The following is a 21,861-nucleotide window of genomic DNA, read 5'->3' on the forward strand; positions in this document are numbered from 1 at the left end:
TCAGGCGGGGCGCCGGTAACGCACCGCGCGCCCCATGCCGATCCGCTCCAGCAATCCCAGCGCGCACAGCCGTCCGAGCGTCTGCTTGGCGGTTTCGCGCGGCAGCGACAGCATCTCCGCGATCATCCGGTTGGTCAGCTCGCCGCCCCGCCCGGCCAACGCGAGCGCACGTTCCTGGTTTGCCGACAGCCGGACCGACGGTTCGGGCGCCAGCATCCGGGATTTATGTTCCGCCGCCGTTTTCTCCAGCGCCTCCAGGTAAGCCGAAAGCCAGGGCGTGATGTCGGGCCTGGGCGTGTTTCGCGTCGCCTGGCTCTTCCGCAGCGCGATGAGCATCTCGCCGTGCCGGGCCAGGATATTCCGGTCCGGCGGCGAAACCTCGACGAAGGCATATCCGCAGCGCAGCAGCAGGAGCGTGGAGAGCAGCCGGGCCATCCGGCCGTTCCCGTCGGAAAAGGGCTGGATCGCGAGGAACTCGAGCAGGAACGCGCCGATCACGGCCAGCGGGTGGAACGGACAGGACGGGGAGAGGCGGGCCGAGAGCCACGACAAGAGGAACGCGGTTTCGCCCGGGGCGATCGAGGGGCTCGAGGGACGCATCGCGGCCGGCTCCAGCTCCCACCGACGGAGCGTGCCGTCCTTCCGCGGGGCCGCCCTGTAGCGGCCCCGGTGATGGGCGTCGGCCGGCGACTTCATGAATAGCGCCGCGTGCAGCGCGAGCAGCGTCGCCTCGTTGGGCGGCAACTGGTCGTGCCGGACGATGATTTCCCGAAGCGCCGCCTCGCATCCTGCGCGGAACGCGGCCGCCACGGCGTCTCCGCCGCGCCCCCCGGTTCCGGGCAGCCGCTGGATGCCGCTTCGGCAGATGCGCGTCGAGGCGTCCGCCGCAGCGGGAATCGCCTCGGAGTTTGCGCGGAAGATCCCGGGCGGCGAATGGATCCGATAGCCGTCCCACCAGCCCGACAGCCCGTCGATGCGGGCGGCGGTCCGCAACAGGCGCTGCGCACCCTCGGGCGGGATTGCCGCCAGTCTCCGGTCCAGCCGTTCGAACAACTCCCGCCCCCTTTCATCGATGTCGATTATGCCCGATTATACCCGATTGCGAATCTTGCGTTCCGACCCGGATGCCGGGGCGATAGATTGGGGTCCATCGCAAAAAGGAGGAATCAAACCATGGCTCTGACGGAAAGACTGGAAGCGATCTACCAGGAAGTCATCAAGCGCAATTCGGGCGAATCCGAATTCCACCAGGCGGTCCGCGAGGTCCTCGAGTCGCTGGGCCCCGTCCTCGTCAAGTACCCCGAGTTCGCGGAATCCAAGATCATCGAGCGGATCTGCGAGCCCGAGCGGCAGACCATCTTCCGCGTGCCCTGGCAGGACGACCGCGGCGAAGTCCAGATCAACCGCGGCTTCCGCGTCCAGTTCAACTCGGCGCTCGGTCCCTACAAGGGCGGCCTCCGCTTCCACCCGTCGGTCTACCTCGGCATCATCAAGTTCCTCGGCTTCGAGCAGATCTTCAAGAACTCGCTGACCGGCCTGCCGATCGGCGGCGCCAAGGGCGGCTCCGACTTCGATCCCAAGGGCAAGTCCGACAACGAGATCATGCGCTTCTGCCAGAGCTTCATGACCGAGCTGTGGCGCATCATCGGCGAGCACACCGACGTCCCCGCGGGCGACATCGGCGTCGGCGGCCGTGAGATCGGCTACCTGTTCGGCCAGTACAAGCGGCTCACCAACAAGTTCGAAGCGGGCGTCCTCACCGGCAAGGGGCTGGTCTACGGCGGCTCCCAGGTGCGGACCGAGGCCACGGGCTACGGCTGCACCTACTTCGTCGAGGAGATGCTCAAGGGAAGGAAGAACGGGCTCAAGAACAAGAAGGTCGTCGTCTCGGGCTCCGGCAACGTCGCCATCTACACGCACGAGAAGGTCAGCGAGCTGGGCGGCAAGGTCATCGCGATGAGCGACTCCAACGGTGTCATCATCGACGAGAAGGGGATCAACCTCGACACGGTCAAGACGCTCAAGGAAATCGAGCGTCGCCGGATCAAGGACTACGTCGATTTCCACAAGGGCGCGAAGTACATCGCCAACGGCAACATCTGGGACATCCCCTGCGAAGTGGCGTTCCCCTCCGCGACCCAGAACGAGCTGACCGGCAAGGACGCGAAGAAGCTGATCAAGGGCGGCGTCATCGCGGTCGGTGAAGGCGCGAACATGCCCTCCACGCCGGAAGCGGTCCATGCCTTCCTCGAGGCGGGCATCCTCTTCGGACCCGGCAAGGCGGCCAACGCCGGCGGCGTCGCCACTTCGGGCCTCGAGATGCAGCAGAACGCCGGACGCGAGGCCTGGAGCTTCGAGGAGACCGACACCAAGCTCCACAACATCATGAAGAACGTCTACCTGATCTGCTCCGAGGCGGCCGAGGAATTCGGCGCGCCGGGCAACATGGTCGTGGGCGCCAACATCGCCGGCTTCATCAAGGTCGCCCGCGCGATGACCGCGCACGGGATCGTGTAAGCAGACCGCCTCGAGCGCCGGCCCCGGCCGGCATCCGCCACGCAAAAGGGCCGCTTCCCGACGAGGGAGGCGGCCTTTTTCATGCCCGGGAGCTCGACGGGGGCGCCCGATGTGCGCCATGACCGGGGCGCCGGAGCGGCAACTTTAGGCGGCCCCGGGCGCACGGTGTTTCCGGAGCGCAGGGGCGGGGGGGCCTGAACGCAGTGCCGATGGATAGAAACGTTGCGGCTGACGACGGAGTGAACGGCCCCCCTCCCCGGAGCGAAGGAATTCGCGGGCGCCCCCCGGAGGCCACGCCGCAGGGATCCCCCGACCGCGAGGAGCGAGCGGAATCGGCGGAGGCTCCCTTACGCTGGCACGAGGGGCTGGGCAGACGGAGGGGATTGCGAAGCGCGAGGAAGCGATCGGCAAGCACGTTCACCGGCCGGAGCCGGGGAGCGAAGCGACGCAGCGGGCGGGGGAGCCCGGAGGCGCAGCCCCCGGGCCATCGCCCGATGCGCGTTACGCCGACCGTCGGTGCTTCACGAAACCGCTTCCCGCCTCCCCGAGCAGCGCGGTCAGCTCACGCACCGTCAGCTGGTCCAGGTAGCGGACGGCGTCGACGATCTCCCGCCGGAGCACCGGGTCGGTCGACTCCTCCGCGAGCGCCTCGAACTTCGCGATGACCCGGTCCCACGACATCGGGTGCGTGTGGAACCCCTCGTAGTCGGATTTCTCCCGCACCAGCGTTCGACCGTCCTTCATCGTGACGGTCACCTTGCAGGCGTGCTCGTCGGGGAACCGGCTCGAATAGCGGGGATCGGCCACGACCTCGACGCGCCGCAGGAGCGACTGGACGTCCTCCGCCGCGATCCGTTCTGGTCGGTACTGCCCCGGCAGCACCTCCCCGTCGAGCGCCGCGACCGCCAGCATGTACGGCAGACTGTGGTCGGCCTCCTCCTTGGTCCGGACGATCGTCTTGTCGCCCTCGATCCCGCCCCCGATGATGAGATGCGCGACGTTGAAGATGTCGACCCGGATCCGCGCGATCGCCCGGCCGTCGAGCGCATGCCTCTCCCGCAGCTCGATCATCGCCTCGAGGGCGGACTGCGCGTGGATCTCCGCGTTGTATTTCTTGAGGATCGTCCGGGTCACCCGCTCGAGATCCTCCCGGTCCCAGTCGATCGTGAACTCCCCGGAGATCGACTGGATCCAGCCCTTGTTCCCTTCGAATACTTCCCGAGGGCCCGTGATCCCGTGCATTGCCAGGAAGGCGGCGCGCAAGCCGTCGAACGCGGTGTTCGGGTAAGCAAGACCCTTCCAGTGCGAGAGCTCCCCGGTGCGCGTGACGCGCAGCGCATTGTTGGCGGTTCCCGAGATGCCGAGGGCGTTGACGATCTGCCGTCGGTCGAGCTCGAGCGCCTTGGCCGCTCCGGCCGCCACGGCGAAGGCGCCCTGGCAGGTGTGGTCGAACCCGCGCGCCCGCACCGGCGCCTCGTCGGAAAGCCGGCACTGGACCTGGTATGCGACGGCCAGCGCCGTGAGAAACTGGCGCCCCGACAGCAGGGCGTACTCGGCCGCCGCCAGCACCGCCCCCAGGTTATCGCTCGGGTGGCACGTCTCCCCCTTCGCGAGGTAGCTGTCGTTGAAGTCGAGATAGCGGACCAATGCGCCGTTGTAGAAGGCCGCCCGGTCGGGCGCGGTGTGCCCGCCCCCGATCAGCGTGCAGATCGGGTTGCCGCCGAACTCCTCGATGTTCTGCCGGATGACGGTCACCGGATCCCCCGAGATGGCCCCGAACGCGCACCCCAACGCGTCGAGGACCCGGATCTTGAGCGCCTCGCGGGCCGGCTCCGACAGCATGTCCCAACCGGCCCGCACCACGAAATCGGCCAGCGATTCGGAGCGGGAAAGCTCCTCGTCCTCGATCCGCCCTTTTTCCTCCGTTTGCCTAGTCATGCCGCACCCCGCTTTCTCGTCCCGGCGCGCAGGACGAGCCCTTCCACGCCCTTGCGTCCGGATTCGCGCAGCCCCGGGCGCTTGAACGAGGCGACGCGGCCCCAGGTGCTCTTCGTCCCCCAGATCCCGGAACGAAGCGCTTCAAGCTGCACGACCTGCGAATGGTCGACGAACAGGTTGACCTCGGGACCGAAGTTCTTGACGTACCAGCTGAAGACTTCAGGGTCGGCCGCCTCGAACATCACGTTCTCGATGCCGACTTCGTTGGCGATCTTGGCGACGACGTCCGTCCGCCAGGTGTGGACGCTTTCCGTGATCCCTTCCGATTCGATCATGATCAGGTGCGCCCCCGCTTCCAGGTACCGCTTCGCCATCCGGATCGCCCGGGACGGGTCGATGGTTCCCTCCGCCTCCAGCTCCCCGGCCGTCGTGGCGCCGCCGGCGCCGAACTGGATCCCGACCTCCGGCTTCGGCTTCATGCCGAGTTCGCTGACCCGTTCGACGAGCGCCAGCAGGTCGTCCGTCGGGATCGTGATGAACCCGCTGGACACCTCGACGACGTCGAATCCCAGGCGGCGGCACTCCACCAGGTACCGTTCGACCATGTCGGCCCCGTGGGTGATCACCCGCTCGATGAACCCGCCGGTCGAGACCAGCACGTCGTGCGCATGGCAGAGGTCGATCAGCTCGCGAACCGCTTTCTCCGGCATGAGACTGAAGGATCCTCCCGCGAACTTGAAGATGTCGACGTATTCGCCCATCGTGTCGAGCACATCCGCCAGGTAGTTCTTGCCGACAGGGGTGTAATAAGGACCGCGCATTTCCGTGACGCCCGCCTTGCGCGGCTTGGATTCCCGTTCGTTGATCGGTAGAAAATCGAAACAGCGATCCGTTTTCCCTTTCATGGCTCTGCTCCCTCCTCGTCCCACTAGGGTTAGATGGACCGTCCCGGCGGCAAGATGCCGCAAGGAATCATTTGCTCCGCTCGCATGCCCTGGAATCGCCCGGAGGAGGGGGGCATCTTATAGGCGAATTTCACGGGGGGTGGAAGGTGACGATCGACAAAGGCGAAGGGGTCGAATGGTATCGGAAGATGGTGCTGATCCGCCGCTTCGAGGAGCGCGCGGAAGCGGCGTACGGGGAGGGGCTGATCGGCGGCTTCCTCCATCTCTATATCGGGGAGGAGGCGATCGCCGTGGGCGCGATGGCGGCGCTCGCGCCGGATGACGACGTCTTGACGCACTACCGGGACCACGGCTACCTGCTGGCGCGGGGGATCGATCCCCGTCCTGTGATGGCCGAACTGTTCGGTCGGGCGACCGGCGTGTCGAAGGGCAAGGGCGGCTCGATGCATATGGCGGTCGTCCGGGAGCACCTTTGGGGGGGCTACGCGATCGTCGGCGGGCATGTGCCGCTCGCGGCGGGGATGGCGTTCGCCAACCGATACTTGGGAAATCCGCGCGTCGTTGCCTGCTTCATGGGCGAAGGGGCGACCAACATCGGGACGTTCTATGCGGGCCTGAACCTCGCCGCCGTATGGAAAGTTCCGCTGGTCGCGATCGTCGAGAACAACCATTACGCGATGGGGTCCCCGGTCGAGCGCGTCTCGGCCGTGCGCGACATCTACCGGAAGGCGTGCGCTTTCGACATGCCGGGCGTGCAGGTCGACGGTAACGACGTGCTCGCCGTGCGGGGTGCGGTGCGCGAACGCGTCGAGGCGGCGCGCGCCGGCGGGGGGCCGCAGCTGATCGAGGCGGTGACGTACCGGTTCCGCGGCCACTCGATGGGAGACCCGCAGCGGTATCGGACGAAGGATGAGGTCGAGGCGGCGAAGGAGAAGGATCCGATTCCCCGGTGGCGCAGCGTCCTCCTCGACGGCGGGATCGCGACCGGAGCCGAGCTCGACGGCATCGACGCCGCGGTCGAGGCCGAGGTGGCGGAGGCGGTCCGCTTCGCTACGGAAAGTCCCGCGCCGGAGGCCTCCGAAATCGACCGCGACGTGCTGGTCGCGGAAGGGGCCGACCATGGCTGAGAAAAGCTACCGGGATGCGATCCGCGAGGCGCTGCAGGAAGAGATGGCGCGCGACGAGCGCGTCCTCATCCTGGGCGAGGAGGTCGGCGTCTGGGGCGGCAGCTACGCGGTCACCCGGGGGTTGTACGACGTGTTCGGAGCGCGTCGCGTCATCGACACGCCGATCGCCGAGGCCGAATTCATCGGTGCCGCCGTCGGGATGGCGATGGGGGGGCTGCGCCCGGTCGCGGAGCTCATGACGATCAACTTTTCGCTGATCGCGATCGACCAGATCGTCAACAACGCGGCCAAGATCCACTACATGTTCGGCGGGCAGGTGAAGGTGCCGCTCGTCATCCGGATGCCGGCGGGGTGGGGGCAGCTCGGGGCGACCCATTCGCAGACGTTCGAGGGCTGGTTCGCCCATGTTCCGGGGCTGATCGTGGCGATGCCCGGAACGCCGTACGACGCCAAGGGGATGCTCAAGAGCGCGATCCGCTCGGACAACCCGGTCGTCTTCATCGAGCACGCCCGGCTCTACGGGATGAAGGGCGAGGTGCCCGACGGCGAGTACACGCTGCCGTTCGGGGTCTCGGACGTCAAGCGGACGGGGAAGGACGTCACGATCGTCACCTGGTCGCGGATGCTGCAGGTGTCGCTGGCGGCTGCCGAGACATTGTCGAAGGAAGGGATCGAGTGTGAAGTGATCGACCTGCGCACGCTGCGCCCGCTCGATCTGGCGCCGGTCTACGCCTCGGTCGAGAAGACGCACCGGGTGCTGGTCGTCGAGGAGGACTGGACGACGCTCGGGATGGGGGCCGAGATTGCGGCGCGCATCGCCCACGACCGGTTCGACCAGCTCGACGCCCCGGTCGAGCGGCTGGGGCAGACCGAAGTGCCGGTGCCTTATGCGAAGAACCTCGAGGCGCTGATGTTCCCCGACGAGCCGCGCGTCGCCGAGACGGTCCGGAAGCTGATCGGGTGAAGCCCGGTTCCATTCGCGGTACCCTGTAAAGCGAATCATCGTCCGACATCCCTTTTCGCAGCGGAAAGCGAGGATCATCGTGCCGACGAACATCATCATGCCGTCGTTGGGATTCGACATGACCGAGGGGAAGGTGGCCGCCTGGCTGGCGGTCGAGGGCGCCCGGGTCGAGAAGAGGGCGGCGGTCGTCGAGATCGAGACCGAGAAGGCGACGGTCGAGGTCGAGGCGGCGGCGTCCGGCATCCTCTCGAGGATCGTCGTCCCGGCGGGACAGAGCGTGCCGGTGGGCACCGTGATCGGCATCATCGCCGAGGCGGGGGAAATCCTGTCCGACGCGACACCCGCGACGGAAGCCTCGGTCGCACCGACCGTGCCGTCGCCCCGGGTCAAGGCGTCGCCCATCGCCCGCCGGATGGCGGAGGAGGCCGGGATCGACCTCGCACAGGTTCAGGGGAGCGGCGACGGCGGCCGCGTGATGGAGCGCGACGTCCAGGCGGCGATCGCGGCCCGCGGGACGGCGCCCCCGGCGACTGCGGTCCTCACGCACGAGGGAGCGCTTGCCGGCGCCGCCCTACCCTCGCCCGGGACGCCCGTCCCGCTGAGCCGGATGCGGCAGGCGATCGCGCGCCGGATGACCGAGAGCAAGACGACTGCGCCCCACTTCTACGCGACGGTCGAGGTCCGGATGGACGAGGTGATGAAGCGCCAGCACCGGACCGACCCGGCTGCCGCCGCCGTCGCGCCCTTTTCCGTCAACGACGTTGTGATCGCCGCCACGGCGCGGACGCTGGCCGGCTTCCCGGGGCTGAACGCCTCATGGCGCGACGGCGCCGTCGTGACCCATCCGAGCATCGGCATCGGCATCGCGGTCGCCCTTGACGACGGGCTGGTGACCCCGGTGCTCCACGACGCCGAGCAAAAGCCGCTCAAAACGATCACGGCCGAGGCGCACGCGCTGGCCGAGCGCGCCCACGCCGGGAAGCTGCGCCCCGAGGACGTGACAGGCGGCACCTTCACGATCTCGAACATGAGCATGCTGGGCGTCGACCAGTTCATCGCGATCATCAACCCGCCGGAGGCGGCGATCCTGGCGGTCGGGGCGGTCGTGCGACGTCCTGTCGCCGACGGCGACGCGATCCGGATCGCGCCGGTCATGCGGGTGACGATCTCGGTCGACCACCGGGTGGCCGACGGCGCGATGGCCGCCCGCTTCCTGCAGCAGCTCCGCAAGCGGCTCGAAAGCCCGGCCGACCTCTTCGCCGGCTGACGCGAATCCTGTCTGGTTCATGTTCCGGGGCGTGCCGGCGGCCTGAGTTCGCGCCCCCCGGGCAAAAGCATCGCCCTCGCCGCCGCGACCGCGTCCGGGGTGCCGGTGAGGGCGAGCACGTCGCCGGGCGCCAGCATGTCCTTCCCCGTCGGAAGCCGTCTTTCTTCCCCCCGCATCAGGACCAGGATCGTTGCGCCGGTCAGCGCGCCCAGGTTCAGCTCGGCGAGCGACCGGCCTGCGGCCGGGCTTTCCGCGTCGATCGCGACCGAGGCCACGTTGCCCAGCCCGGGCAGGATCTCGTGCAGGCGGCGGAAACGGTCCGCGTCGGTCGCCTCCGCGCCGCCGTGCGCCTGCTGCGACAGAACGTCCGCGATGACCTCCGAGACGGCGCGGATGTGCCCCTCGAGGTTCGTCGCGCTGCGCCAGAAGGCGGTCCCGAGCAGCAACAGTGCGAACATGAGGAGGGCGGCGCCTTGGAGCGGCGTGATGAACGGCTGCACCAGGGCGAGCACCGGCAGCCCGACCAGCAGGACGACGCCGAGCTGGAGCGTGACGACGAGCGCCCGGCGCGGCGCAGCGGCCATGTCGAGCTTGCCCGCCTCGGCCTCGGGCATGGCGTGCGCCACGAGCATCCGGACGAGGAGGCGGATGCCGCGAAGCGCCCCGCCGAGGAACGGCAGCGAAAGCGCGAACCCGACCGCGAAGAAGATCCAGCGCCCGCCTTCGGCGAGGAACGGAACGACGGACGCGATCGCCCTCCCCGCCCGGGCGTCGAGAAGCAGGGTCCCCAGAAGGATGACGAGTGCGGCGATGGCGTCGAGCGCGATCTGCCGGACCCGGATGCGGACCGCTGCATCGCCGCCGTCGGCCTTCGGACGCGACTGCAGCTGTTCCAGCCACCCGTCGTAAAGTGCGAGAAAGGTGCGCAGCGGATGCGGGAGCGACCGGTCGATCCGGGTGGCCGCCGCCCCCGAGCCGCGGATGAGCCAGGGCGTCAGCAGCGTCGTCGCCGCCGAGACGGTGACCGCCACCGGGTAGAGGAAATCGCGCGTCGCGCCGGAAGCCAGCCCGATCCCGGCGATGATGAACGAGAATTCCCCGATCTGGGCGAGCGACATGCCCGCCTGCACGGACACCCGGACGCCGCGCCCGGCCAGCAGCGCCCCGAACGTGACTCCCGTGAACTTGCCCACGACTACCAGCAGCGTGAACGCGACGGCGATCCCCCAGTGGCGGCCGACGATGGCGGGGTCGATCAGCATGCCGACCGAGACGAAAAAAATCGCGGCGAAGATGTCGCGCACCGGCTCGACGAGCTGCTGAACCAGCTTCTCGACGCCCGATTCCGCGACGAGGGAGCCGGCGATGAAGGCGCCCAGCGCCACGGAATAGCCGAGCGCGTGCGCCAGCAGCGCCGAAGCGAAGCAGAGGCCGACCGCGGCGACGACCGTGGTCTCGGGGCGGCGCTGCCGGACGACCGCGCGCATCATTCGCGGGACGACGAGCAGCCCGGCAACGAGGAGGCCGACGATGAACGCCGCGAGGCGCCCCCCCGTCGCGGCGAGGCCCGCCGCCGTCATCGACCCGCCGGAGGAGACGGCGGTCAGGACGGTCATCAGCAGGATGGCGATCAGATCCTCGGCGATCAGCACGCCGAACACGATCTCCGAAACGGTTCCCCCGACGCGCGCTTCCTGGAATGCCTTGATGATGATCGTGGTGCTCGAGATAGCGATGATGGCGCCGGCGTAGAAGCTTTCAAGGGGCGAGAATCCGAACAGCCGCCCGGCGGCGTAGCCGAGCCAGAGCATGACGCTGCACTCGATGACCGCGATCACGCCCGAGGTCGCGCCGACCCGGGCGAGCTTGCCGAGCCGGAACTCGAGGCCGAGCGAGAACATGAGCAGGATGACGCCCAGCTCGGAAAGGCCGCGCACCATGGCGGGATCGGCGGACAGCGGGAGCGGGATGTACGGCCCGACGATGATCCCGGCGACGAGATACCCGAAGATCACCGGCAGCTTCAGCCGGCTGGAGATCACGGTGGTGATACCCGCGACGCAGAGCACCACCGCGAAGTTCGCGAGGAATTCGGGGGAGGCCTGCAAGGCCGGCTACGCTCCCGCGAGACGGCGCAGGACGAAGGGCAGGATGCCCCCGTGCCGATGGTAATGGATCTCCTCCGGCGTATCGATCCGGGCGATCGCCGCGAAAACGATCTCGCGGCCCCCTTCGGCGGCCCGCACCGTCAGCCGCGCCCGGGGCGACAGCCCCGCCGCGATCCCCTCGATCGTGAAGGTCTCGCGTCCCGTCAGGCCGAGCGTTGCGGCATTTTGTCCCGCTTCGAACTGGAGCGGCAGCAGCCCCATCCCGACCAGGTTGCTCCGGTGGATGCGCTCGAAGCTCTCGGCGATCACGGCGACCACGCCCAGAAGCTTAGGGCCCTTGGCCGCCCAGTCGCGCGAGGAGCCGGAGCCGTATTCCTTCCCCGCCAGAATGACGAGCGGCGTCTTTTCCTCTGAATAGCGCATCGCGGCGTCGAAGATGGTTGCGGGTTCGCCGGAGGGCAGGTGGACCGTTACTCCCCCTTCCGTGCCGGGGGCGAGCGCGTTGCGCAACCGGATGTTCGCGAAGGTGCCGCGCATCATCACCTCGTGGTTGCCGCGACGGCTGCCGTAGGAGTTGAAGTCGACCTTGGCGATGCCGTGTTCCAGCAGGTAGCGCCCCGCCGGGCTTGATTCCGGGATGTCGCCCGCGGGGGAGATGTGGTCGGTCGTCACCGAATCGCCGAGCATCGCCAGGACGCGCGCGCCCCGGATGTCGCCTGGCGCAACCGGTTCGACGGGCAGCCCGACGAAGTAGGGCGGCTCCTTGACGTAGGTGGACGCCGGGTCCCAGGAGAAGGTGTCGGCGGCCGGGACCGGGAGCCCCTTCCACCGATCGTCGCCCGCGAAGACGTTGGCGTATTCCTCGAGGAACATCTCGCGGTCGACCGCGGCCCGGACGGCGAAGGTCACTTCCTCGGGCGAGGGCCACAACTCCCGGAGGTAGACCGGCTTGCCGTCGTTGTCGACGCCGAGCGGGTCGGTGCCGAGGTCGATGTCCATCCGTCCGGCCAGCGCGTAGGCGATGACAAGCGGAGGAGAGGCGAGGTAGTTGGCGCGGGAAGCCGGATGGATCCGCCCCTCGAAGTTGCGGTTGCCCGAGAGCACCGAGCAGACGACGAGGTCGCCCTCCCGGATCGCCGCGTCGATCGGAGGGGGGAGAGGTCCCGAGTTGCCGATGCAGGTCGTGCAGCCGTAGCCGACCAGGTGGAACCCCAGCTTTTCGAGGTAGGGGGTCAGCCCTGCGCGGTCGAGGTAGCGCGTGACGACCTTCGAACCGGGCGCGAGGCTGGTCTTGACCCAGGGCGCCCGGGAGAGGCCCCGCTCGACCGCCTTCCGGGCCAGCAGCCCCGCGGCCATCATCACGGTCGGGTTGGAGGTATTGGTGCAACTCGTGACGGCGGCGATGACGACCGAGCCGTCCCGGAGCGTGAAGGTCTCGCCTTCGTGTTCGACTTCGCGGCTTCTCGGGGCCGGTAGCCCGCCCTTTCGGCTTTTGTCCCATTCGGCCAGCGCGTCGAGGAAGATTTTCTTCGCTTCGGGCAGCGACACCCGGTCCTGCGGCCGGCGAGGCCCCGCGAGGCAGGGGGTGATGACGGAGAGGTCGAGCGCCAGCGTGTCGGAATAGACGGGGGCGGGCGTCTCGTCGGTCCGGAACAGCCCTTGCGCCTTGCAGTATGCCTCGACCAGGGCGACCTGCGCCTCGGGCCGCCCGGTGAAGCGGAGGTAGGCGAGCGTCTCCGCGTCGACGGGAAAATATCCGATGGTCGCGCCGTACTCGGGCGCCATGTTCGAGATCGTGGCGCGATCGGCGACGGAGAGCGCCGAGAGCCCCTGGCCGTAGAACTCGACGAACTTGCCGACGACGCCCTTTTTCCGCAAAAGCTGCGTGACGGCCAGGACGAGGTCGGTTGCGGTCACGCCGGGGCGCAGGGCGCCGCTCAGCCGGACGCCGACGACGTCGGGGACGAGCATCGACACCGGTTGCCCCAGCATCGCCGCCTCGGCTTCGATCCCGCCGACCCCCCAGCCGACCACGCCGAGCCCGTTGACCATCGGGGTGTGCGAGTCGGTGCCGACGACCGTGTCGGGACAGGCGACGACCGTCCCGCCCTCGTCCTGGCGGAAGACGACCGAAGCGAGGTACTCGAGATTGACCTGATGGCAGATCCCGGTGCCGGGGGGAACGACCCGCAATCCGGCGAAAGCCGTTTGCCCCCAGCGCAAAAACGCATACCGTTCGCCATTCCGCTCATATTCGCGGGTGACGTTCGCCTCGAACGCGTCGGGCGACGCAAAGCGGTCGACTTGCACGGAATGGTCGATGACGAGGTCGGAGGGCATCCGCGGATTGATCCGGCCCGGGTCGCCTCCCATCCGGCGGGCGGCGTCGCGCAGGGCGGCCAGGTCGACCAGGGCGGGGACGCCCGTGAAGTCCTGAAGCAGGACGCGGGCGGGCCGGTAGGCGATCTCGCCGCGCCCGGGGTCGTTCGGCGACCAGTTCGCGAGTGCGACGATGTCGTCGCGGGTGACGGTGGTCCCATCCTCGTGGCGCAGCAGGTTTTCGAGCAGGATGCGGAGCGAGAAGGGGAGGCGCGGGCCGCTCCCGACCCCCTGCCGTTCGAGCGCGTCCAGCCTGTAGATGCGATAGGCAGCGTCGCCGACCGTCAACGTGTCGCGTGATCCGAAGCTGTTTCGGCTCGAATCGTCCATGGATAGACTCCCCCGCTGTAATTTTGTGCGTATTAGATGAAGGCCATGGCTGAATCGTATCACCTTAAAGTCGGCGCGTGGATGGTCCCATGGCCCCGCCAAGATGGTAGAATGAGCGGTCAATCTCCCGGCCCTCGCATTGCCGGATCTCATGGAGGAACATACGATGAACATGAAATGGGTGGGCAGGATCCTGGTTCCCGCTCTGGGCATTGCGCTGCTGGCGAACGGCTGCGCGACCAACCCGGACGGCAGCTACGCATATCAGAAGACCGCGATCGGAGCACTGGGCGGGGCTGCGCTGGGCGCAGGCGTCGGGGCGCTGGTCGGCGGCAAGACGCACCGCGGTCGCAACGCGGCGATCGGCGGCCTGACGGGCGCCGTCGTCGGCGGCGGCGTCGGCAACTACATGGACCGCAAGGCGGCCGAGCTCAAGAAGAACATGCCCGAGGCCGAAGTCGTGCGGGACGGCGACAAGGTCTACGTCGCGCTGCCTTCCGGCATCCTGTTCGACTCCGGCAAGGACGCCCTCAAGCCCGCGGCGCAGGATTCGCTGGCCAAGGCCGCGGCCACGCTCAAAACCTCCGAGACCAACATCGTCATCCAGGGCCACACCGACTCGAGCGGTTCCGACGCGATCAACCAGCCGCTGAGCGAGCGGCGCGCCAACCGGGTCCGCGACTTCCTGGCCTCCAACGGCGTTCCCGGCTCGAAGATGACCGCGATCGGCTACGGCTCCTCGCGCCCGGTGGCGCCCAACGACACCAAGGAGAACATGGCGCTCAACCGCCGCGTCCAGCTCGAGATCAGCCCCAACGCCACGCTGCAGGCGAATCAGGGCAGCGGCCTCAACTAGCCTTTCGATCGATATCGTGGGCGCCGGGTTCTCCGCCCGGCGCCCTTTTCACCATTTCCGCACAACCGACTCCAGGGGGAATTTCGTGACGTCCGTATCGAACGACCCGGTCGCGGTCCGCGCGATCAACACGATCCGTTTTCTGTCCGCAGATGCCGTCCAGAAGGCCAACTCCGGTCACCCGGGGACGCCGATGGCGCTGGCGCCGCTCGCCTACCTGCTCTTCACGCGCTACCTGCGCTACAACCCTCGCAATCCCGACTGGGCCGGACGCGATCGCTTCATCCTGTCGTGCGGCCACGCCTCGATGCTGCTCTACTCGTTGCTCCATCTGACCGGCTACGACGTCTCGATGGACGACCTCAAGGCGTTCCGCCAGTGGGGGAGCCTGACGCCGGGGCATCCCGAGGCCGGGCATACACCGGGCGTCGAGGTGACGACGGGCCCGCTCGGGCAGGGCATCTCCAACGCGGTGGGCATGGCGATGGCCGCCCGCTTCACGGCGCAGCGCTATCACCGTCCCGGGCACGACTTCGTGCCGCAACGGATCGTGACGATCTGCTCCGACGGCGACCTGATGGAAGGGATCTCCTCCGAAGCCTCTTCCCTGGCCGGGGTGCATGCGCTCTCCAACCTGGTGGCGTTCTGGGACGACAACAAGATCACGATCGAGGGGTCGACCGACCTGGCGTTCCGCGAGGACGTCGCGGCACGCTATCGTGCCTACGGCTGGAACGTGCTCCGGGTCGAGAACGGCGATACCGACCTCGACGGGCTGTGCGCCGCGATCGACGCGGCGTTTGCCGAGAAGGGGCGTCCCACGCTGGTGGCGGTCCGGACGACGATCGGGTACGGGTCCCCCCACAAGGCCAACAGCCATGATGCGCACGGCGCGCCGCTCGGCGCGGCCGAGGTCGCCCTGACCAAGGAGGCGCTGGGATGGCCGGCCGAGCCGACGTTCCTGGTGCCCGACGACATCCGGGCGCATTTCCGCCAGGCGATCGACCGGGGCGAGGCGCTCGAGCGCGACTGGCGGCTCCGGATCTTCGCGTACCAGAAAGATTTCCCGCAACTGGCGCTCGATTTCGAGCGGACACTGCAGGGCGACCTTCCGGAAGGGTGGGAAGAGACGCTGCCGACGTTCCCCGTCGAGGGGGGCGCGATGGCCACGCGCAGCGCATCGGGCCAGGTGATCAACGCGATCGCGGCGAAGATTCCCGAGCTGATCGGCGGATCGGCCGACCTGGCGCCGTCCAACGAGACGAACATCAAGGGCGGCGGCGACTTCTTCCCCGAGACGCCCGGCGGCCGGAACATGCACTTCGGCGTCCGCGAGCATGCCATGGGCGCCATCCTCAACGGGATGTCGCGTTACGGGGGCGTGATTCCGTTCGGCGGCACCTTCCTCATCTTCTCCGATTACGTCCGCCCCGCCATCCGGTTGGCGGCGATCATGAAGACCCGCGTCATCTACGTGTTCACCCACGACTCGATCGGGGTGGGCGAGGACGGACCGACGCACCAGCCGGTCGAGCATCTCGCGGCCTTGCGGGTGATGCCCAACGTGTCCGTGTTCCGCCCGGCCGACGCCAACGAGACGGCGGCGTGCTGGAAGATGGCGCTCGAGCGGGCCGACGGCCCGAGCCTCCTGTGTCTGTCGCGCCAGAAACTGCCGACGCTGCCGCCCGAGACTGTCTACGGGCAAGGGAACGTCTATCGCGGCGGATACATCTGTATGGAAGGAAGCGGGAAGGCGCCCGCGGTCGTCCTGATCGCGACCGGCTCCGAGGTTTCGGTGGCCGTCGGCGCCCGGGCGCTGCTCGAAGCCGAGGGGGTGTCAACGCGGGTGGTCAGCATGCCTTGCCAGGAAGTCTTCGAGGCGCAGCCGAAGGAATTCCGCGACGCGGTGATCCCTCCGGCGGTCAAGGCGCGGGTGTCGGTCGAGGCGGCCGCGTCTTTCGGGTGGGAACGGTTCGTCGGCGACGCGGGGGCGAGCGTGGCGCTCGACCATTTCGGCGCCTCGGCGCCGGGCGACCGGATCTTCGCCGAATTCGGCTTCACGGCCGAGAACGTGGCAAACACGGCGCGCGGCGTCCTGTCGCGACTGGCTTGACGATTATCCCTGGGGAGGAAAGAACCATGGCGAAGAATAATCCGATGGTGCTTCTGTCGGGCGCGGGGCAGTCCCCGTGGCTCGACTACATATCGCGCGACCTGCTGACGTCCGGGGGGCTCGCGAAGATGATCGCCGATGACGGCATCAAGGGGGTCACGACCAATCCGACCATCTTCGAGAAGGCGATCTCGGCGGGACACGCCTACGATCCGCAACTGAAAGATCAGGCCGCGAAGGGCGCGACGCCGCTTGCGGCGTTCACGGCGATGGCGACCGACGATGTCCGGGCGGCCGCCGACCTGCTGGCCGGCGTCTACAACGAGACCGGCGGCGCCGACGGCTACGTCTCCATCGAGGTCGAGCCCGACCTCGCCAACGATACGGCTGCGACGGTGTCCCGGGCGGTCGAGCTCTACGCACTCGTCAACCGTCCCAACGTGCTGGTCAAGATCCCGGCCACGAAGGAAGGGTTGCCCGCGATCGAAGAGGCGATCTCCCTCAGCGTTCCGGTCAACGTGACGCTCATCTTTTCGGTCAGGCGCTACGAGGAGGTTGCGGCCGCTTATATCCGGGGCGTCGAACGGCTGATCGAAGGGGGCGGCGAGGCCCGATCGGTCGCCTCGGTCGCGTCGTTCTTCGTGTCGCGCGTCGACACCGCCGTCGACAAGCAGCTCTCCGAGCTGGCCCACCGCTGGCCCGGTTCGCCGAAGGCCGAGACCGCCCACGACCTCATGGGGGCGATCGCGGTCGCCAACGCCCGGATCGCATTCGGCCGGTCGCTGGCCATCTTCGGCACGCCCCGCTGGCAGGCGCTGGCGGCGAAGGGTGCCCGGGTGCAGCGGCCGCTCTGGGCCAGCACGGGCACCAAGGATCCGGCCTATTCCGACGTGAAATACATCGAGGAACTGATCGGCCCCGGCACGGTCAACACGATGCCGCCGGCGACGATCGACGCCTTCCGCGACCACGGCAACGTCGCCGATGCGCTGACCGGGAGCGTCGAGGCCGCGCATGCGGTTCTCGAGGATCTCGGACTGCTTGGCATCGGCATCGAGGAAGTCTGCGCGCAACTCGAAAAAGAGGGGGTCGCAAGCTTCACGGCGTCGTACCGGACGCTGTTGGCAGCGATCGGGAAGCGGATGGCCGAGGGGTAACATCATGCGCGTCGCAATGATCGGGCTTGGGAAGATGGGGCTCAACATGGCGCGCCGCCTGCTGAAGGGCGGCCACGAGGTCGTGGGGTGGGCCCGGTCGGCGCCGTCGGTCGACCTGGCCGTCAAAGAGGGAGCGATCCCCGCCGCGTCGCTGGCCGACGCGGTCCGGCAGCTTTCCGCGCCCCGCGTGGTCTGGCTCATGATCCCGGCGGGCGAGCCGGTTTCCGCCTCCGTTCGCGAGCTGGCGGAGCTTTTATCCCCGGGGGACGTCGTCGTCGACGGGGGCAACTCGCGCTATTCCGACTCGGCTCCGCGCGCGGCGCTGCTCGCCGAGAAGGGGATCCGCTACGCCGATGCCGGCACTAGCGGCGGCGTCTGGGGGCTGACGGTCGGCTATTGCCTCATGGTGGGCTGCGAACCCGACACGTTCGCGGTCATCGAACCGCTGCTCGCGACGCTCGCGCCTCCCGGCGGCTATCTGCACGCCGGCCCCTGCGGCGCGGGCCACTACGTCAAGATGGTGCACAACGGCATCGAGTACGGGCTGATGCAGGCGTATGCCGAGGGGTTCGACCTGCTCGACGCGGCGCCCTTCCCGGTCGACCTGCACGCGGTGGCGGCGCTCTGGAACAAGGGAAGCGTCGTCCGGTCGTGGCTGCTCGAGCTGACCGAGAGCGCCCTGGCCGACGATCCGAAGCTCTCGGGGCTCTCTCCCTGGGTCGACGATTCCGGCGAGGGGCGCTGGACGGTCGAGCAGGCGATCGACTCGGGCGTCCCACTCCCCGCCATCTCGCAGGCGCTCTTCACCCGCTTCGCCTCGCGGCGTGAAAACCCGTTCAGCGTCCGGCTGCTTGCCGCGCTCCGCAACCAGTTCGGCGGCCACGCGGTCAAGCCCGCCCCCGCCGAACCGAAGAAGGGATGATCTTACCGTGAACGGGCAGACGCCCCCGAACGGCGCGTCGATCCCGGCGCCGTGCCTGCTCGTGATTTTCGGCGCCTCGGGCGACCTCACCTCCCGCAAGCTGGTCCCCTCCCTGTTCAGCCTGCACCGCGACGGGCTGCTTCCCGGGCGTTTCGCCGTGCTCGGCGTGTCGCGTACGCCGATGACCGACGGTGCGTTCCGCGACCGGCTCCGGACGGCTGCGGCCGAATTCGGCGGCGGGGATTTCGACGGGGGGGCCTGGGACGCCTTCGCGCCATCCCTTTTCTACCAGGCCGGCGACGTCTCCGACGAGGCCTCGCTTCGCGCCGTCGGCGAGCGAGCCGCCGAGTTGTGCGCCGCGCGGGACATCCCGGGGAACGTGATGTTTTACGCCGCGGTCGCCCCGCGCTTCTACGGCCCGCTGGTGCAGGCCATCGGACGCGCCGGGCTTGCCGTCCCCTCCGAGGCGCTGCCGGGTTATCGCCGCATCGTCATCGAGAAGCCGTTCGGGGAAGACCTCGCGAGCGCCCGGGCGCTCGCGGGCGAGGTGAACGCCGTCTTCCGCGAATCGCAGATCTACCGGATCGACCACTATCTCGGCAAGGAAACCGTCCAGAACATGCTCGTGTTCCGCTTCGCCAACGGCATCTTCGAGCCGATCTGGAACCGGAACTACGTCGACCATGTCCAGATCACCGTGGCCGAGACGCTCGGCGTCGAGGGGCGCGGCGACTATTACGAGGGCGCCGGGGCGGTGCGCGACATGGTCCAGAACCACCTGATGCAACTGCTCGCCCTCGTGGCGATGGAGCCGCCGGTGTCGCTCTCGGCCGACGACGTCCGCGACGAGAAGCACAAGGTGGTCCACGCGATCGAGCGGACGCCGCCCGAGGCGCTGGCGCGGGCATCCGTCCGGGGGCAGTACGCCGGCTACCGGTCCGAGCGCAACGTGTCGCCCTCCTCGCAGACCGAGACCTTCGCGGCGTTCCGGTTCACGATCGACAACTGGCGTTGGGGCGGGGTTCCCTTCTACCTGCGCACCGGGAAGCGGATGGGGAAGGCGCTTTCCGAGATCGCCATTTGCTTCCGTCCCGCGCCCACGCTGCTGTTCGGCGGCACGCCATGCGGGCAGATGGAGTCCAACTGGCTCGTGATCAACGTCCAGCCCGACGAGGGGATCTACCTGCGCTTCGGCGCCAAGACGCCGGGTCCCGCGCTCTGCGTCCGGCCGGTCGAGTTCTCGTTCAATTACCGGGAGGCGTTCGGCGGGAAGGAAGCGTCTCCCTACAGCCGGCTGCTAGTCGATGCGATGCTCGGCGACGCCACGCTTTTCCCCCGCATGGACTCGGTCGAGACGGCCTGGGCGTTGCTCGACCCCTTCCTGTCGCGGTGGAAGGCCGACCCGGGCGCCGACCTCTTCTTCTACGAGCCGGGCACAAACGGCCCGGCCGAGGCCGGGAACGTGTTCGGCGGCCGCGGCGGGTGGCGCACGCCATGATCGCCGAGCCGGTCGTCCACGTCCTGCCCGACCCGGAAGCGCTCGCGCGCGCCGCGGCGGGGCGCATCCTCGGGGCTGTCCGCGAGCGGCTTGCGGCGCAGGCGCGCAAAGGAAAGACCGACCCCGTGGCGCACGTGGCGCTCTCGGGCGGGACCACGCCGCGGGAGGCCTTCGCGCTCCTTTCCCGGCCGCCCTACGTGGATATCTTCCCGTGGGAGGACGTCCATTTCTGGCAGGTCGACGAGCGGTGGGTTCTTCCCGATCATCCCGCGAGCAACCGCCGGATGCTGCTTGAAACGCTGCTGTCGCGCGTGCCGGTCCCGGCGCGAAACCTCCATTTCATCGACACCACGCTCGCGTCCCCGGCCGAGGGCGCGCGGGAATACGAGGCGTCGATGCGCAAGGCGCTGGCTGCGCCGAAAGGCGGGTTCCCCCGCTTCGACCTCGTCCACCTGGGGCTGGGCGCCGACGGCCACACCGCCTCCCTTTTCCCCGGCTCCCCCGCGCTCGACGAGCTCCGCGCCTGGGCGACGACATCCGAAGGCGGCGACCCCGCCGTCGCGCGCGTCACGCTGACGCTGCCGGTGCTCAACAATGCGGCGCATGTGCTGTTCTTCGTTGCGGGCGCCGACCGGGCCGAGGCGCTCGAGCAGGCGATCGCGGGCGAGACGATCCCCGGGGGACTCGTCGTGCCGCCCGAGGGGACGCTGACGTTCCTGGCCGACGCCGCCGCCGCGGGAGAGACGGCGCCGTGATCGTCCTCGCGGGCGATGTCGGCGGCACCAAGACCAATCTGGCGCTCTACCGGGCGGCGGGGAAGGCGCTCGTGCGCGAGGCGTTCGCGAACTATCGCAGCGCCGACCACGATTCGCTCGAGTCCATCGTCCGGATCTTCCTGGCGGGTCACCCGCGTGTCGACCGGGTCTGCGTCGGCGTGGCGGGGCCCGTCTCCGACGGGAAGAGCCGTCTGACCAACCTGCCCTGGTCCGTCGACAGCGATAAGCTGCTGGAGGCGTCCGGCGCCCGGCAGGCCGCGCTGCTCAACGATCTGCAGGCCACGGCGTATGCCGTGCCGTTCACGCCGCCGGATGGGTTCGCGACGCTGCAGGAAGGGGAGGTCGATCCCGATGGCACCGTGGCGGTGCTGGCGGCGGGAACGGGACACGGCCAGGCCTTCCTTATCCCGGCGGGGGGAAGGTTCGTTCCTGCGGCCACGGAAGGGGGGCACGTCGATTTTGCCCCGCGCGACGCCCGCGAATCCCGCCTTCTGGCGTTCCTCCAGTCGCGCTATTCCGGCCGGGTCAGCCTCGAGCGGGTCGTCTCGGGGCCGGGGCTTAAGAGCATCCACGATTTCCTCGCCGAAGACAGCGGCTTGTCCGAAGATCCGGAAGTGGCCACGCAGATGCGGGCGAAGGACCCTTCCGCGGTCATCGCCGAGAACGGCCTGTCCGGAAAATCGGCCCTCTGCCACGCGGCGCTCGCGATGTTCGTGTCCCTTTACGGCGCGGCGGCCGGCAATCTGGCGCTCCTCCTTCTGCCGCGCGGCGGCGTTGTCCTCGGCGGGGGCATCGCTCCGGCCATCCTGCCGGCGCTCAAGGAAGGCCCTTTTCTTGAGTCGTTCCGGGACAAGGGAAGATTCCGCCAATTTCTCAAGGGCTTGCGCGTCTCCGTCCTGCTCGACCCCGCCGCCGCCCTCACGGGCGCCGCGCACTACGCGCTGTCGCTCCACGGAGATGCGGGATAGCCCAAATTTTTCGTCGTATCCATCGCTTTCTGATAT

The 21,861-nt window shown here is 68.6% G+C and carries 16 protein-coding genes; 11 read left to right on the plus strand and 5 right to left on the minus strand.

What is annotated here, in order from left to right:
* Nucleotides 1–1,053: a Fic family protein gene (locus tag VGK27_04200; GenBank protein ID HEY3489312.1), complete on the minus strand. Its 1,053-nt coding sequence runs from the start codon at nucleotides 1,051–1,053 to the stop codon at nucleotides 1–3.
* Nucleotides 1,054–1,173: 120 nt separating this feature from the next.
* Here VGK27_04200 and gdhA point away from each other — a divergent pair, with 120 nt between their 5' ends.
* Nucleotides 1,174–2,517: an NADP-specific glutamate dehydrogenase gene (gdhA, locus tag VGK27_04205; GenBank protein HEY3489313.1), complete on the plus strand. Its 1,344-nt coding sequence runs from the start codon at nucleotides 1,174–1,176 to the stop codon at nucleotides 2,515–2,517.
* Between the two features lie 501 nt (nucleotides 2,518–3,018).
* Here gdhA and VGK27_04210 read toward each other — a convergent pair.
* Nucleotides 3,019–4,455 carry an MmgE/PrpD family protein gene (locus VGK27_04210; protein HEY3489314.1) on the minus strand — a complete coding sequence of 479 codons (1,437 nt, stop codon included), beginning with the start codon at nucleotides 4,453–4,455 and terminating at the stop codon, nucleotides 3,019–3,021.
* On the minus strand, nucleotides 4,452–5,360 hold the full coding sequence (locus VGK27_04215) for a phosphosulfolactate synthase (GenBank protein HEY3489315.1): 909 nt from the start codon (nucleotides 5,358–5,360) through the stop codon (nucleotides 4,452–4,454). The genes VGK27_04210 and VGK27_04215 overlap by 4 nt, the downstream gene beginning before the upstream one ends.
* Before the next feature lie 146 nt (nucleotides 5,361–5,506).
* On the opposite strand from VGK27_04215, the gene pdhA reads away from it, so the two are divergent.
* The 3 genes from pdhA to VGK27_04230 all read left to right on the plus strand — a co-directional run bounded on the left by pdhA (nucleotide 5,507) and on the right by VGK27_04230 (nucleotide 8,718).
* Entirely contained in the window at nucleotides 5,507–6,487 is a 981-nt protein-coding gene (gene pdhA / locus VGK27_04220; GenBank protein HEY3489316.1) for a pyruvate dehydrogenase (acetyl-transferring) E1 component subunit alpha, read from the plus strand.
* Nucleotides 6,480–7,451, plus strand: coding sequence for an alpha-ketoacid dehydrogenase subunit beta (locus VGK27_04225; GenBank protein HEY3489317.1), 972 nt, complete (start codon nucleotides 6,480–6,482; stop codon nucleotides 7,449–7,451). The genes pdhA and VGK27_04225 overlap by 8 nt, the downstream gene beginning before the upstream one ends.
* A gap of 79 nt (nucleotides 7,452–7,530) precedes the next feature.
* A complete protein-coding gene (locus VGK27_04230) occupies nucleotides 7,531–8,718 on the plus strand; it encodes a dihydrolipoamide acetyltransferase family protein (protein ID HEY3489318.1) in 1,188 nt (395 codons plus the stop codon).
* A gap of 17 nt (nucleotides 8,719–8,735) precedes the next feature.
* On the opposite strand, the gene VGK27_04235 is transcribed toward VGK27_04230, so the two are convergent.
* Both VGK27_04235 and acnA read right to left on the minus strand, forming a co-directional pair.
* A complete protein-coding gene (locus VGK27_04235; protein HEY3489319.1) occupies nucleotides 8,736–10,826 on the minus strand; it encodes a cation:proton antiporter in 2,091 nt (696 codons plus the stop codon).
* A gap of 6 nt (nucleotides 10,827–10,832) precedes the next feature.
* On the minus strand, nucleotides 10,833–13,535 hold the full coding sequence (acnA, locus tag VGK27_04240; GenBank protein HEY3489320.1) for an aconitate hydratase AcnA: 2,703 nt from the start codon (nucleotides 13,533–13,535) through the stop codon (nucleotides 10,833–10,835).
* A 166-nt stretch (nucleotides 13,536–13,701) separates the two neighbouring features.
* Here acnA and VGK27_04245 point away from each other — a divergent pair, with 166 nt between their 5' ends.
* From VGK27_04245 to glk, 7 genes are all read left to right on the plus strand, one after another.
* Entirely contained in the window at nucleotides 13,702–14,391 is a 690-nt protein-coding gene (locus VGK27_04245; protein HEY3489321.1) for an OmpA family protein, read from the plus strand.
* Between the two features lie 85 nt (nucleotides 14,392–14,476).
* On the plus strand, nucleotides 14,477–16,504 hold the full coding sequence (gene tkt, locus VGK27_04250) for a transketolase (protein HEY3489322.1): 2,028 nt from the start codon (nucleotides 14,477–14,479) through the stop codon (nucleotides 16,502–16,504).
* A gap of 26 nt (nucleotides 16,505–16,530) precedes the next feature.
* Nucleotides 16,531–17,661: a transaldolase gene (tal, locus tag VGK27_04255; GenBank protein HEY3489323.1), complete on the plus strand. Its 1,131-nt coding sequence runs from the start codon at nucleotides 16,531–16,533 to the stop codon at nucleotides 17,659–17,661.
* Between the two features lie 4 nt (nucleotides 17,662–17,665).
* A complete protein-coding gene (gene gnd, locus VGK27_04260; protein ID HEY3489324.1) occupies nucleotides 17,666–18,583 on the plus strand; it encodes a decarboxylating 6-phosphogluconate dehydrogenase in 918 nt (305 codons plus the stop codon).
* Nucleotides 18,584–18,590: 7 nt separating this feature from the next.
* Nucleotides 18,591–20,081 (plus strand): glucose-6-phosphate dehydrogenase, encoded by a 1,491-nt coding sequence (gene zwf / locus VGK27_04265; protein ID HEY3489325.1) that lies wholly within the window; start codon nucleotides 18,591–18,593, stop codon nucleotides 20,079–20,081.
* A complete protein-coding gene (pgl, locus tag VGK27_04270; GenBank protein ID HEY3489326.1) occupies nucleotides 20,066–20,836 on the plus strand; it encodes a 6-phosphogluconolactonase in 771 nt (256 codons plus the stop codon). Before zwf ends, pgl begins: the two co-directional genes overlap by 16 nt.
* Nucleotides 20,833–21,825 carry a glucokinase gene (gene glk / locus VGK27_04275; GenBank protein HEY3489327.1) on the plus strand — a complete coding sequence of 331 codons (993 nt, stop codon included), beginning with the start codon at nucleotides 20,833–20,835 and terminating at the stop codon, nucleotides 21,823–21,825. The genes pgl and glk overlap by 4 nt, the downstream gene beginning before the upstream one ends.
* Nucleotides 21,826–21,861 lie beyond the last annotated feature (36 nt).

Source organism: Candidatus Deferrimicrobiaceae bacterium, assembly GCA_036504035.1.
GTDB lineage: Bacteria > Desulfobacterota > Deferrimicrobia > Deferrimicrobiales > Deferrimicrobiaceae > JANXPS01.